Annotated in this window: 11 protein-coding genes; 2 read left to right on the top strand and 9 right to left on the bottom strand. The window is 69.4% G+C overall.

Translation table 11 applies throughout. The features are described from left to right. Positions 1 to 130: 130 nt before the first annotated feature. The 8 genes from recN to murB form a co-directional block, all read right to left on the bottom strand. Positions 131 to 1,828, bottom strand: coding sequence for a DNA repair protein RecN (gene recN / locus K9U40_RS19015; RefSeq protein WP_282891709.1), 1,698 nt, complete (start codon positions 1,826 to 1,828; stop codon positions 131 to 133). 6 nt (positions 1,829 to 1,834) lie between these two features. Beyond that, positions 1,835 to 2,689, bottom strand: a complete 855-nt coding sequence (locus K9U40_RS19010) for an outer membrane protein assembly factor BamD (RefSeq protein WP_282891710.1) — start codon at positions 2,687 to 2,689, stop codon at positions 1,835 to 1,837. A gap of 526 nt (positions 2,690 to 3,215) precedes the next feature. After that, a complete protein-coding gene (gene lpxC, locus K9U40_RS19005; protein WP_282891708.1) occupies positions 3,216 to 4,151 on the bottom strand; it encodes a UDP-3-O-acyl-N-acetylglucosamine deacetylase in 936 nt (311 codons plus the stop codon). A gap of 451 nt (positions 4,152 to 4,602) precedes the next feature. Continuing rightward, positions 4,603 to 6,387, bottom strand: a complete 1,785-nt coding sequence (ftsZ, locus tag K9U40_RS19000) for a cell division protein FtsZ (RefSeq protein ID WP_282891707.1) — start codon at positions 6,385 to 6,387, stop codon at positions 4,603 to 4,605. A gap of 85 nt (positions 6,388 to 6,472) precedes the next feature. After that, positions 6,473 to 7,798: a cell division protein FtsA gene (gene ftsA, locus K9U40_RS18995; protein WP_282891706.1), complete on the bottom strand. Its 1,326-nt coding sequence runs from the start codon at positions 7,796 to 7,798 to the stop codon at positions 6,473 to 6,475. Beyond that, positions 7,795 to 8,646, bottom strand: a complete 852-nt coding sequence (locus tag K9U40_RS18990) for a cell division protein FtsQ/DivIB (RefSeq protein ID WP_282891705.1) — start codon at positions 8,644 to 8,646, stop codon at positions 7,795 to 7,797. Before K9U40_RS18990 ends, ftsA begins: the two co-directional genes overlap by 4 nt. A gap of 104 nt (positions 8,647 to 8,750) precedes the next feature. Beyond that, entirely contained in the window at positions 8,751 to 9,671 is a 921-nt protein-coding gene (locus K9U40_RS18985; RefSeq protein WP_282891704.1) for a D-alanine--D-alanine ligase, read from the bottom strand. 110 nt (positions 9,672 to 9,781) lie between these two features. Further along, a complete protein-coding gene (murB, locus tag K9U40_RS18980) occupies positions 9,782 to 10,735 on the bottom strand; it encodes a UDP-N-acetylmuramate dehydrogenase (protein ID WP_282891703.1) in 954 nt (317 codons plus the stop codon). A gap of 148 nt (positions 10,736 to 10,883) precedes the next feature. Here murB and K9U40_RS18975 point away from each other — a divergent pair, with 148 nt between their 5' ends. Then, positions 10,884 to 11,573 (top strand): sulfite oxidase-like oxidoreductase, encoded by a 690-nt coding sequence (locus tag K9U40_RS18975; RefSeq protein ID WP_282891702.1) that lies wholly within the window; start codon positions 10,884 to 10,886, stop codon positions 11,571 to 11,573. Here the strand turns inward: K9U40_RS18975 and K9U40_RS18970 are convergent. Next, positions 11,558 to 12,526: a LysR family transcriptional regulator gene (locus K9U40_RS18970; RefSeq protein ID WP_282891701.1), complete on the bottom strand. Its 969-nt coding sequence runs from the start codon at positions 12,524 to 12,526 to the stop codon at positions 11,558 to 11,560. The genes K9U40_RS18975 and K9U40_RS18970 overlap by 16 nt on opposite strands. Before the next feature lie 199 nt (positions 12,527 to 12,725). Here K9U40_RS18970 and K9U40_RS18965 point away from each other — a divergent pair. Further along, positions 12,726 to 13,222: alpha/beta hydrolase fold domain-containing protein (locus K9U40_RS18965; RefSeq protein ID WP_282891700.1), on the top strand; the 497-nt coding region annotated here is incomplete at its 3' end.

Raw genomic sequence — 13,222 nt, 5'->3', positions numbered from 1 at the left:
CCGTACCCCCTCCCCACACCTCCCCCGCAAGCGGGAGAGGGAGTTGGCCGGCGCGGGGTGGAGAGCAGGGCTCCCTGGCGGTTCTTTTCAAACTGAGACACGGCCGGACAACGCGTTCTCTTTCTTGAGTCTAGAGCGCGGCCTTGAGCAGGCGATCGGCGGCAGCGCGGGCCTCCGCGGTCACGGTCGCGCCGGCCAGCATGCGCGCGATCTCCTCGCGCCGCGTCGAGGCATTGAGCGGCGCCACGCGCGTGGTCACCGGGGCATCCTCGCTGAGTCCATCCTGTCCCGGCGCGCCATCGGCCGTCGCCTTGGCGATGAGGAGATGGTGCCGCGCCCGCGCCGCCACCTGTGGCGCATGGGTGACGCAGAGCACCTGCACCTTCTGCGCGAGCCGCCCCAGCCGCTGGCCGATGGCATCGGCCACGGCCCCGCCCACCCCGGTGTCGATCTCGTCGAAGATGAGTGTGGGCGCGGAGCCGCGATCCGCGAGAACCACCTTCAGCGCCAGCAGGAAGCGCGACAGCTCGCCTCCGGACGCGACTTTCATGAGCGGCCCCGGCCGGGTGCCGGGATTGGTGCGGACCCAGAACTCCACCAGGTCATAGCCGTCCGGTCCGGCCGCGGCCGGATCGCTCGTGACCCTGGTGATGAAGGCGGCGCGCTCCAGCTTCAAGGGCGGCAGCTCCGACGCCACCGCGGCGTCGAGAACACCGGCAATGGCATGACGCTGCTGGGAGAGCGTCGCCGCGGCGGCATGATAGGCGGATTCGGCGGCCGCCACGGCCTTTTCCAGCCGCGCCAGGGTGGCCGCGCTCTGGTCGAGACGCTCGAGTTCTGCTGAAAAGCGGGCGGCGACGGCGGGCAGGTCGTCCGCGGCGGCGCCGTATTTGCGCGCGGCGGCGCGCAGGGCGAACAACCGCTCCTCGATACGCTCCAGTTCCGCCGGCTCGAAGGCGGCGTCGGCCAGCGCCGCCTCCAGATGTGCGCGGGCGGTTTCCAGCGCATCCAGAGCCTGATCTATGGCTTCCACGGCGGGACGCACCAGATCCTGCGCCTCGCCGGCCCGGCGCTCCAGCCGGCGGACGGCGGCGGCGAGGGAGGGAATCGGCGAGCTTCCGCCCGAAACCGCGTCCAGCGCCTCGTCCAGATCGGCGGCGATCTTCTCCGCGCGCATCATGGCCGTGCGGCGCTCGGAGAGGGCGGCCTCCTCCCCGACACCGGGGGCCAGCGCCTTGAGTTCCTCCACCGCATGGCGGGTGAAATCCGCCTCGCGCGCGGCGATCTCCAGCCGTTCGCGTTCCGCGCCGGCTTCGGTGACGGCCGCGCGCCACGCGCGCCACAAGGCGCCGAGGGCGGCGCTGCCGGCCCCAAGGCCGCCGAAGGCGTCCAGCAGGGCACGATGGCTCGCGGGATCGATCAATGCGCGGTCGTCATGCTGTCCGTGCAGCTCGATGAGGCTCGCGCCGATGAGGCGGAGCGTCTGCACGCTCACCGATTCCTCGTTCACGCTCGCCCGCGTGCGCCCGTCCGCCATCTGGATGCGGCGAACCACCAGCGGGCCTTCATCCGGCAGCTCGGCGGCGGCGAGGATGGCGTGGGCGGGATGGTCGGGGGACAGGTCGAAAGTCAGCGTCACCTGCCCTTTGGGCAGGCCGTGTCGCACCAGCGCTCCGTCGCCGCGCCCGCCGAGGGCGAGGGACACGGCATCGAGCAGGATCGACTTGCCAGCACCCGTCTCACCCGTGAGGACCGTGAGGCCCTCCGAGAGGGTGAGATCGAGCTTCTCGATGAGGACGATGTCCCGGATCGAGAGCGCTGCCAGCATGGGTGATCAGCCAAGCCCCATCTTCTTGAACGCCTGGCTGATCCAGGACGCCTTGTTTTCCTGCGGTTCGACCCCTCCGGCCTGAACCAGCTTGTAGGCGTCCTTGTACCACGAACTGTCGGGGAAGTTATAGGCAAGTACGGCGGCGGCGGTCTGCGCCTCGCTCACCACGCCGAGCGCCATGTAGGCTTCCGTCAGGCGGTACAGCGCCTCCTCCACCTGGCGCGTGGTCTGGTACTGTGTCACCACCACCTTGAAGCGGTTGATGGCGCCGGTGTAGTTGCGCTGCTCCAGATAATAGCGTCCGATCATCATCTCCTTGCCGGCGAGCTGATCGCGGGCAACCTCGATCTTTCTCTTGGCCGTGGCTGCGTATTCCGTATTCGGATACTTACGTACCACGTCTTCGAGCGCGTCGAGCGCCTGCCGCGTCTTGCGCTGGTCGCGGGTGATATCGGGGATGTTCTCGTACAGGGCCGAAGCGACCAGGTACTGCGCATAGGCCGCATCCTGCGAGCCGGGATAAAGCGACACGTAGCGCCGGCCGGAGGCGATGGCCTCGTCGTACTTGCCCGCCTCGAAATAGGAATAGGTGGTCATGAGCAGCGATTTGCGCGCCCACTCCGAATAAGGATGGGTCTTGTCCACATCCTCGAAGCGCTTGGCCGCCTTCTCGGGCTCCTGCCGGCGCAGCAGGGTCAGGCCCTCATTGTAGATCTTCTCCGCCGGCTCGTCGGGGGGCAGCACATCGTCCTTGTCGCTGGCGCAGCCGGTGACAAGCAGGCCCGTCACCAGGGCAAGCGCCAGGGCTCCGCCGCGGACGACGGCGCGCACCTTCAGGACCTCGTAAAAGAATCGCATCACGGCTCAGCTTCCGTCCCGCGCCCAAGGCGCCGCTTGTAAAGGAGGATCGCCGGCCGGGAAATGGCGCGACAGGCGCGCCACCCGACCCTGACCCTCGCATTCATCGCCCGGCACCCGCCCCCGGTGGCCGGCTGGGATGCCGACCCCGCGAACGCGCACCCGCCACAGCCCCGCGCGCATTCGCACACATCGCAGGCCTCGTCCCCGCGGCGTCCATCCCGATCACCCCCGCCCGCAGGGTCGATGAAAAAAACGCCGTCTCCGCGCTATCGGGGCTTTCCGTCGGCAATGTGGCGACGCGGCGGCACGGCCATGCGCCGCGGTCGGCCGGCGCGTCACTGTGACGTTCCCGCAACGCCGACTCACCTTGCGGGAACCCCGGACAATGCTGGCATGGTCGCCCGAGATAAGCGGGAGTGAGGTTAAAAAACCGCAAGCGCGGGCGCCGACGGCGGGAAATGGCTCGCCGGAAACGCAAACGGCGCCCCACGGGGCGCCGTCGAAAAGCCGGAGGATGCGCCGGTCAGACTTCCGGGGCGAACACCGGCACCGGGGCCGAGACACCCATGTCGGCGCCCACCGTGTCGCGCACGGGACGGGCCGGGGCCTCCACCACCGCATAGGCGGAGCGGTCGGCGAAGAGGGCGTCCACCACCTGATAGTTCAGCTTGTGGCCGCCGCGGAAGGAGCGGTAGCGGGCCAGCAGCGGCAGTCCGGAGAGGGCGAGATCGCCCACCGCGTCGAGCGCCTTGTGGCGCACGAACTCGTCCGCGAAACGCAGGCCGCCTTCGTTCATCACCCCGCCGTCGTCGAGGCAAACGGTGTTTTCCAGAGCCGCGCCACGGGCATAGCCGGCGGCGCGCAGGCGCTCCACATCCTTCAGGAAACCGAAGGTGCGGGCCCCGGCCAGCTCGCGGCGGAACACGGCGGGCGACATGGTGGCAGCGAAGCGCTGGCGGCCGATGGCGTCGTGAGCAAACTCGATCTCCACCTCGAGGCGGAAGCCCGCGTCATAGGGCAGGAGCTCGCCGAAGGAGGCGCCGTTCTCCACGCGCACCGGCTTGAGAACCTTGAGATACTTGCGGCGGCCGCGCACCTCGGTGACGCCGGCGGCGTCAATGGCGGCCACGAACTGGGCGGCGCTGCCGTCGAGGATCGGAACCTCCGGACCGTCGATCTCCACCACCGCATTGTCCACGGCGAGGCCGTGGAAGGCGGCCAGGAGGTGCTCGACGGTGGAGACAAGGGCGCCGGAACGGTCGCCGAGCACGGTGGCAAGGTCGGTGGCCTGAACCGACTGGCGGCTCACGACGGCCTTGCGGGGCGGCTGGTCGGCGAACGAGCGAATGAAGACGATACCGGTGTTCGCGATGGCAGGCTTGAGAGTGAGGGTTGCATCGACGGCCGCGTGGACACCCGCACCTTTCAGCGTGATCTCGCGAGCCAGTGTCGTCTGCATGTCGATGCGTCCCGTATCGGAAGAAGGGCCCCGGCGCCTCATGGCTGCCGCAGACCGTCCTTCAAACCTTCACCTTGCGTTCCCACTTTCGCCCCGGTTGTACGAACAAACTGTCAACGCGAGGCGTGTGGAACCTATGGAATGGGTGCACCCTAGTCGCCGGGCGAGGCGACGCCAAATCACGCTTGCCTACCAACTGTTACCAAGCTTCCGCTTAAATTTTCCATTAACTGTCAAATGATTAGCCGATCCACCCCGAGATGCTCCGCAGCCTGTGTTACAGGCTGCGCGATACCGTCGCGGGGTGCGAGCGCGCGAATCACGCGCCCGCCGGTCCGCCGCCCAAACGACATCGGCACCGGCCTTGCGACCGGTGCCGATGGACGATTGAAGCCACAGGTTGCATCCGGGCGGGGAGGCTGGGGGGAAGCCTCCGGACGCCCGGCGGCGGTCAGTTGGCCTGGCGACGCAGGAAAGCCGGGATCTCCAGCTGGTCGTCCTCGTGGTGCGGTCCCGGACGGGAGGGCACCTCGGCGGCCGGACGGGTCGGGGGACGCTTGGCGAACTCGGACACCGGCGGCTCGCCGGGGCGGCCGGGCAGGGTCGGACGCACGTCACGGGTCTCGGTGCGCGGGTCGGCCGGACGGCGCTCGGGCGCGCGCATGCTCGGCTGGTCGCGGCGCTGGGACTCGGGTTCCGGCTCGTCGCGACGGCCCACATGGGCGAGGCGCTGCAGCAGGGTCATGCGCTTCTTGTCCGGCTGGGGCTGCTCCACCGGCGGCTCGCCGCGCTGGGCGCGGATCTGGTTCTGCGCGGGCAGCGGCAGCTCGTCCACCCGCGGCATGCGGGTCTGGCGCGGGCGCTGGCCCTGCGGCGGGATGTAGGGCGCGAACTCGTCCTCCACCATCGGCGCGGGCGGGGCCGCCGGCTCCGGCTCGGCGAAGTAGGCGGTCTTGGGCGCGGCGGTGCGGATGGTCACGTCGTCGATGGCGACGCCGCGATCGGCCGGCTGCGGCGCGCCCGGATGCGTGCCCTGGGGCGCCGGGGCGGCCGGCGCGAAGGACTGCGGCGCATAGGCATGGGTGGCCTGCGCCGCCTGGGCCTGCGCATCCTCCATGCCGATGAGGTCCTCGGCGGAGATGGACGCCACCGCACTGCGGATCTGCGCCTCGCGGGTCGCCTCGACGGCGGCACGGCCGGCGTTGGAGATCTTGCGGCCGGCGAGGTCGGGGAAGCGGTCGGCGCCGGGGGCGATCTGCTCGGGGATCACCGCCGGGTCGATGCCGGTGGCCACCACGGACACACGGATGATGCCGTCGAGCATCTCGTCGAAGGTGGCGCCGAGGATGATGTTCGCGTCGGGGTCCACTTCCTCGCGGATGCGGGTCGCCGCCTCGTCCACCTCGAACAGCGTCATGTCCTTGCCGCCGGTGATGGAGATGAGCAGGCCGCCGGCCCCGCGCATGGAGGTCTCGTCCAGCAGCGGGTTGGCGATGGCAGCCTCGGCGGCCTGGATGGCGCGCTTGTCGCCGGAGGCCTCGCCGGTGCCCATCATGGCCTTGCCCATGTCGCGCATCACGGCGCGCACGTCGGCGAAGTCGAGGTTGATGAGGCCTTCCTTCACCATCAGGTCGGTGATGCAGGCAACGCCCGAATAGAGCACCTGGTCGGCCATGGCGAAGGCGTCGGCGAAGGTGGTCTTCTCGTTCGCCACCCGGAACAGGTTCTGGTTCGGGATGACGATGAGGGTGTCGACGCTCTTCTGCAGCTCGCTGATGCCGTGCTCGGCGACGCGCATGCGCCGGGCGCCCTCGAAGTGGAAGGGCTTGGTCACCACGCCCACGGTGAGGATGCCGAGCTCGCGGGCGGCGCGGGCCACCACGGGAGCGGCCCCGGTGCCGGTGCCGCCGCCCATGCCGGCGGTGATGAACACCATGTGCGAGCCGGACAGGTGGTCGCGGATCTCGTCGATGACTTCCTCGGCGGCGGCGCGGCCGACCTCGGGCTGGGAGCCGGCGCCGAGACCCTCGGTCACCGCCACGCCCATCTGCACCACCCGCTCGGACTTGGTGAGCGCCAGCGCCTGGGCGTCGGTGTTCGCCACCACGAACTCCACGCCGTGGAGCCCCGAGGAGATCATGTTGTTAACTGCGTTGCCACCTGCGCCGCCCACGCCGAACACCGTGATCCGGGGACGAAGCTCACGAATGTCAGGCATCTGAAGGTTGATCGTCATGATTTTGCTCCGTCCCGATCGGCCCTGGCCGCCGCTCGCGAATCCTGAATAACCACTTTGTTACGGCAGCTTTCGTTAACCATGTCTAAAAGCTGTCCTTCAGCCAGCGTCCCACGCGGCCAAAATATCCGGCGCCCTCGCCCACAGCCGCCTGCCGGCGGCGCGGCTCGAAATGCTCGAGGCCGGCCACCTGCGGGTAGACGAGAAGCCCCGCCGTCACCGCGAACGCGGCCCCGCGCGCCGCTTCCGGCAACCGCGAGACGCCCAGCGGGCGGCCGATACGCACCTGCGGCCCGATCAGGCGCGCCACGAGGTCGGCGAGCCCCTGCAGCTGCGCCGCGCCGCCGGTGAGGACGATCCGCCGCCCCGCATCGCCGGCATGGCCGGAAGCTTTGAGGCGATCACGCAGCAGCTCGACGATTTCCTCCGCCCGCGGGCGGACGATGGTGACGAGGCGGGACTTGGGCACCATGTGCGGCTGGTCGCGCGAATCACCCGACAAAGGCGGCACGGTCAGCATGTCGTGGTCATCGGAGGAGACCGCCACGACGGCGCCGTGCAGGGCCTTCATCCGCTCGGCGTCGGCGAGGCGCGCGGGCAGGCCGCGGGCGACATCGTTGGTGATGTGCTGGCCGCCCAGCGCCACGCCGTCCACGTAGAGGCAGTGGCCGCCGGCGACGATGGAGAAGGTGGTGGTGCCCGCCCCCATGTCGATGAGGGTGACGCCCAGCTCCATCTCGTCGTCGGTCAGCGAGGAGAGCGCCGCCGCATAGGGCGCCGCCACCATGGCCTCGATGGAAAGATGGCAGCGCTCCACGCACAGGACGAGGTTCTTGAGCGCCGTGAGGTCGGCGGTGATGACATGCATGTCGGCGCCGAGCTCGCGGCCGAGCATGCCGCACGGCTCGCCGATGCCGCGCCGGCCGTCCAGCGAATAGCCCACCGGCAGCGCGTGCATCACGGCGCGCCCGTCGCCCACCCCGTAGGTGGAGGCGGCCTCCAGCACGCGGCGGATGTCGAATTCCTCCACCGCCGGCGCGGTGAGGCGCACGGCGGCCTCGTAATGCTGGGAGGCGAGGCGGCCGCCCGAGACCCCCACCACCACCGAGGCGATCTGCACCCCCGAGGCGCGCTCGGCCATGTCCACCGCCTGGCGGATGGCAAGCTCGGCCTTCGCCATGTCCACGATGGCGCCACCCTTGATGCCGTGGGCGCGGGTATGGCCGATGCCCAGCACGTCGATGGCGTGGGTGCGGCGGGTGAGAACGTCGGAGGCGCCGCGCGGCTTCAGCCTTGCGATGGCGCACACCACCTTGCTGGTTCCGATGTCGAGCACGCCGACGATGCCGCTTTTCTTCGGCGGCATCGGGCGCATCTTCGGCGCGAAGCCCTGGGTGAGCCTGTGCCTCATGCGGGGCCTCCCTTCTTGGCCTTGGCCCGCGCCTTCAGCATCTGCGCGCGGGCGTCGGCGGCGGCATCCGAAAGCCGGACCACCACGCGGTCCGGCAGGCGCAGGTCCACGATGGAAATGTCGCGGCTGAGCAGTTTCTTCTCGCGGTCGAGATCCATGAGCGCGACCAGTGCCTCCTCCAGGCCCTCTTCCGGCAGGCGAACGTCGATTCCGTTGCGCATCTTCAGCGTCCACCGGCGCTCGGCGACGCGGATGGCGGCGCGGACCTGATCGCGCAGGGATGGCAGCCGGGCGAGGGCGTCCACCACCTCGCCCACCTTCTTCTGCGCGCCCTCGCCCACCACGATGGGCAGCTGCACGTAGCGCGGATCATCCGAATAGGGCGCGATGGGGATGCCGTCGCGGGCGATCACCTTCAACTCGCCGTTGATCTGCCACAGGGCGAAGGCCTGCCGCTCGGCCACCGCGATGTCGATGCGGTCGGGATAGAATTTGCGCACGCTCGCCGACTGGATCCAGGGCAGCGCCTCCAGGCGCGCGCGCATCTCGTCGGCATTGAGGAACAGGATGGAGGTGGAGGACTTGACGCCCGCCACGTCCAGAATCTCCGCGGGAGTCACATGGTTGTGGCCGGAAATGTTGACTTCCTTGACCTTGAAGCCGGCCACGTTGCCCGCCGCGTCGGCCACGTCGAGCACGATCCCCTTCGCCGTCTCCACATGGCCGCCGAGCATGACGCCGTAGGCGGAGAAGCCGCCCACCACGGCGATGGTCAGAAGGCTCGCGCTGCGCCGGCCGAGGCGCGAGGCGGCGAGGCCCACCGTCAGGCGGCGCAGCAGGAGCGCCATGCGGCTCGTGGGGCGTGGATCAATGGCGAGGCGCTTGTGCCGGCCCGGAGGCGGCACGGGAGCGGGACGCTGCGGCGGTCGTCTCCCCGCCTCCGGGCGGGGTCTCAGCGCTCCAGCGAAGCGTCCTCCACCATCCATGTCACAAGCTCGCCGAATGAGATGCCCGCGTGGGCGGCCAGTTCTGGCACCAGAGACGTCTCAGTCATCCCGGGCTGGGTGTTCACCTCGAGGCAGATCAGGCCGGAGCCATCCCCCCTCGAAGGGTCGAACCGAAAGTCGCTTCGCGACACCCCCCGGCATCCGAGAGCTCGGTGCGCCGTGAGGCTTAACATCTGCACCCGTTGGTAAATTTCGGGTAAAATCCGAGCCGGAAGAATGTGCTGCGACCCGCCCGGTGCATACTTGCTTTCGTAATCGTAAAACTTCTGGGTCGACTCGATCTCGATCACGCCCAGCACCTTGTCGCCCATCACCGCGCAGGTGAGCTCGAGGCCCGGAATAAACTCCTCCGCCAGAAGAAATTCCCCGAACGCCCAGTCCACCCGCGTCAGTTCCTGCGGCGGATGGACCTGGTCCTCGCGCACGATGAAGACACCGACGCTGGATCCCCCGGTGTTGTGCTTCAGCACGTAGGGCGGCGCCATGATGTGGGCCTTCGCCGCCTCGGCGCGCGGCACAAGGCCACCCTTGGCCACCGGGACCCCGGCGGCGGCGAGCATGATTCGCGCCTGCGCCTTGTCCATGGCGAGGGCCGAGGCGAGCACGCCGGAATGGGAATAGGGGATGCGCAGGATTTCAAGGATGCCCTGGATGGTGCCGTCCTCGCCTGGCTGGCCGTGCAGCACGTTGAACGCCACGTCGGGCTTGAGGCGCGTCAGCACCTCGGCCACGTCGCGGCCCACATCGACGCGGGTGACGTGGTAGCCCGCCGCCTCCAGCGCCGCGGCGCAGGCCGCGCCGGAGCGCAGGGACACTTCGCGCTCGGAGGACCAGCCGCCCATGAGCACCGCCACGTGTTTCGCCATGACCTTCTTCCCGATCTGATCGCCCGCGCCCGGAAGGACGCGCCTTGCGGCGCCATGGGGCCGGCGTCCCAAAATGGCGCCGTTGCCTTGCGCCTTTGCTAATGGCCCACTCAGGACGCCACAGGCAGGCCGATGCGCTTGATTTCCCATTCCAGCTCGACGCCGCAATGCGCCTTGACCCGGCGGCGCACCTCCTCGCCCAGGCCCTCGATCTCGGCGGCGGTGGCGCCGCCCAGATTGATGAGGAAGTTGGTGTGCAGCTCGGATACCTGCGCCCGGCCCATGACGAGGCCGCGGCAGCCGGCGGCGTCCACCAGCCTCCAGGCGCTGGCGCCGGGCGGGTTCTTGAAGGTGGAGCCTCCGGTGCGGCTCTTGATGGGCTGGGTCGCCTCCCGGCTCTCGGTGATCTTCGCCATCTCGGCGGCGATCACCTCCGGATCGCCGGGCTGTCCCTCGAACACCGCACGGGTGAAGATCACGTCCTGAGGCACCCCGCAATGGCGATAGGTGAAACCCATCTCCGCATTGGAGAAGCTCACCTTCTCGCCGGCGCGGGTGACGGCGTCCGCGCGCGCCAGCACGTCCCTGGTCTCGCCGCCGTAGGCGCCGCCGTTCATGCGCAGGGCGCCGCCCACGGCGCCGGGAATGCCGCGCAGGAAGGAGAAGCCGGCAAGGCCCGCATCGGCCGCCGCGCGCGCCACCTTCACATCCGGCACGCCGGCGCCGGCGATGATGCGGGTGCCCTCCACCGCGATGTCGGTGAAGCCGCGGGCGAGGCGGATCACCACACCCGGCACGCCGCCGTCGCGCACGATGAGGTTGGAGCCGAGGCCGATGACGGTGACCGGCACCTCCGGCGGCAGCCCCGCGAGGAAATAGGCGAGATCGTCCTCGTCCGCCGGCACGAACAGAAGCTGGGCCGGGCCACCGGCACGGAACCAGGTGAACTCGGCCAGCGGCGCATTCGCCTTGAGCGTGCCGCGCAGGTGGGGAAGGCGCGCGGCGAGGCCGGGCACGAGATCCTCGAAGCCCTGACCCATCGGAAGTGTTTCTGCCGCGCTCATCGTGCCTGTCCGTGCCTCACGTCGCTCCCTCTCGGGTCGCTCTCCCATAACGGGCCCGCGAGGGCAAGCATCCCCGGCTTTTGCCGGGCCGCCATACCGTGGCATCATGACCGGCCATTCGTCCTCCCTTTCGCCTGGAGCTGCCCCCATGAGCGAAGACCTGCGTCAAAACCCCGGCCCCGAGCCGGCTCTGCCGCCCGACACCAAGCTCACCACCACCAAGCAGCGCTGGGCGCAGGAAGGACGCTTCCTCACCGGCCGCGTCACCCGCCCGGAGACCGAGCGCCTGCCCGCCGGCCAGCACCTGGTGAAGGACTGGCCCGTGCTCGACCTCGGCATGACGCCGGTGGTGACGCGGGAGGCCTTCCGCCTCGACGTGACCGGCGCGGTGGAGACCGCCCTGTCGCTGGACTGGGATGCCTTCCGCGCTTTGCCGCAGACGCGCAATGTCAGCGACATCCATTGCGTCACCACCTGGTCGCGCTACGACAACGCCTTCGAGGGCGTCTCCACCCGCGAGCTGCTGGAGCGGGTGAGGCCCGCGCCCCACGCGGCGGCGGTGATGCTGCATTCCTACGATGGCTACACCACCAACCTGCTGCTGGAGGATTTCGCCGCCGAGGACGCGGTGATCGCCCATTCATGGGAGGGCGCGCCGCTCACCCGCGAGCATGGCGGGCCGGTGCGTCTGGTGGTGCCGCACCTCTACTTCTGGAAGAGCGCCAAGTGGTTGAAGGGCATCGAGTTCATCGCCCGCGACAAGGCCGGATTCTGGGAGGCGCGGGGCTACCACATGCGCGGCGACCCCTGGGCCGAGGAGCGCTATTCGGCCGATTGAGCGCCACGCCCGTCGGCCTTCGGCCGGACCGGGTCCGCCATGGCCCGGCGGGCAAGATCGGAGCGGGCGAACAGCTCCGCCACCCAATCCACGAACACCCGCAGGCGGTTGGAGAGGTGGCGGCTCGGCGGGTAGACCACATGGATGGGCATGGTGCCGGCGGTCCAGTCGGTGAGCACGCGCACCAGCGCCCCGGAAGCGATGTGCTCGTCCACGTGGAACACAGGCGCCTGGATCACGCCGAGGCCGGCAAGGCCGGCGGCGATGTAGGCGTTGCCGTCATTGCAGGCCATGCGGTAGTCGCCCGTCACCTCCACCACCTCGGAGCCCCGGACGAACTCGAATGGATGGTAGCGCCCCGTCAACGCGCTGAAATAGCGGACCACCACGTGGCCGGCCTCGAAATCGTGCGGGTGTGACGGCACCCCGTGGCGGGCGATGTAGGCTGGGGCCGCCACCGCCTCGAAGCTCAGCTCGCCGATGCGGCGGGCGACGAGATTGGGGTCTTGGATCTCGCCCACGCGGATCACGCAATCCACATTCTCGCCGAGCAGATCCACAGGCCGGTCGGTGCAGCCCACGTCCAGCGCGATGTCGGGGTAACGGGCGAGGAAGTCGGGCAGCGCCGGGATCAGCAGGCGGGTGGCAAGCGACGGCGACAGGTCGATGCGCAGCCGCCCCTGCGGCAGGGCCTGCGCCGTGGAGAGCGAGCCGTCCAATTCGTCGAGGTCGTTGAGGATCAGCAGCGCGCGCTCGTAATAAGCGGCCCCGTCCGGGGTGACGGTGACGCGCCGGGTGGTGCGGTTGAGCAGGCGCGTGCGCAAATGCTGCTCCAGCGATTGCACGTGCTTGGTCAATGTCGCCTTGGGCATGTCCATGAGGTCGGCGGCGCGGGTGAAGTTCCCGGTCTCCACCACCCTCGCGAAGGCCCGCATCGCAGCAAGCTGGTCCATGATCCAACCTCCCGCCCTCGAAATATCGGCACATTATTCATTAGCGTGAACAATGATACCATATTTCCAGGCTTTATCGGCAATATCAGGATCAATATCGTTCCCGCACTGCACAAGGCGGCGCTGCCGCCGGCATCGAGGACCCTTCGCAATGGCGCCCCACTGGCGAGACACCCAGCTTCAGACGGAAACCGGCCCGATGCCGGCCCGCCTGTATGGTGCCCGCCCCGCGAGGGGAAACGCGCCCCTTGTTTTACACCTGCATGGCGGTGCTTTCACCGGCGGCACGCTGGAATACGGCGCCTATGTCGCCGCCTTGCTCGCGGAAGCTGGCGCCGTGGTGGTATCGCTGGACTACCCGCTGGCCTGCGAGCACCCCTTCCCCTTCGCCCTGACCGCCGCCTTCGGGGCGCTGGCGAGCCTTTATACGGGGCGCGCCGAGTTCGCCGGCCGCAATGCCCCGCTCTACGTGGCGGGGGAGGAATCGGGTGGCAACCTCGCCGCCGGCCTCGCCATGATGGCCCGTGACCGGCAATCCCCACCCCTTGCCGGCCAGATCCTCGTCTCGCCCATGCTCGATCCCAGCCTTGCCACCGCTTCGCTGCGCGCCGCCGAGGCCGGCACCTGCGGCTGCAAGTGGGCGGACGGCTGGCAGAAATATCTGGGGTCCCCCGACAAGGCCGCCCACCCCTATGC

Source organism: Xanthobacter autotrophicus, assembly GCF_030015065.1.
Taxonomy (GTDB): domain Bacteria; phylum Pseudomonadota; class Alphaproteobacteria; order Rhizobiales; family Xanthobacteraceae; genus Xanthobacter; species Xanthobacter autotrophicus_D.
The sequence above is the reverse complement of the archived record's forward strand: the minus strand, read 5'-3'. Positions and strand labels throughout refer to the sequence as shown.

What these genes read in the sequence shown, in the direction of transcription:
- recN (WP_282891709.1), bottom strand. Translation starts at nt 1,828, where the DNA reads ATGCTGGCAGCGCTCTCGATCCGGGACATCGTCCTCATCGAGAAGCTC.
- K9U40_RS19010 (WP_282891710.1), bottom strand. Translation starts at nt 2,689, where the DNA reads ATGCGATTCTTTTACGAGGTCCTGAAGGTGCGCGCCGTCGTCCGCGGC.
- lpxC (WP_282891708.1), bottom strand. Translation starts at nt 4,151, where the DNA reads ATGCAGACGACACTGGCTCGCGAGATCACGCTGAAAGGTGCGGGTGTC.
- ftsZ (WP_282891707.1), bottom strand. Translation starts at nt 6,387, where the DNA reads ATGACGATCAACCTTCAGATGCCTGACATTCGTGAGCTTCGTCCCCGG.
- ftsA (WP_282891706.1), bottom strand. Translation starts at nt 7,798, where the DNA reads ATGAGGCACAGGCTCACCCAGGGCTTCGCGCCGAAGATGCGCCCGATG.
- K9U40_RS18990 (WP_282891705.1), bottom strand. Translation starts at nt 8,646, where the DNA reads ATGGCGCTCCTGCTGCGCCGCCTGACGGTGGGCCTCGCCGCCTCGCGC.
- K9U40_RS18985 (WP_282891704.1), bottom strand. Translation starts at nt 9,671, where the DNA reads ATGGCGAAACACGTGGCGGTGCTCATGGGCGGCTGGTCCTCCGAGCGC.
- murB (WP_282891703.1), bottom strand. Translation starts at nt 10,735, where the DNA reads ATGAGCGCGGCAGAAACACTTCCGATGGGTCAGGGCTTCGAGGATCTC.
- K9U40_RS18975 (WP_282891702.1), top strand. Translation starts at nt 10,884, where the DNA reads ATGAGCGAAGACCTGCGTCAAAACCCCGGCCCCGAGCCGGCTCTGCCG.
- K9U40_RS18970 (WP_282891701.1), bottom strand. Translation starts at nt 12,526, where the DNA reads ATGGACCAGCTTGCTGCGATGCGGGCCTTCGCGAGGGTGGTGGAGACC.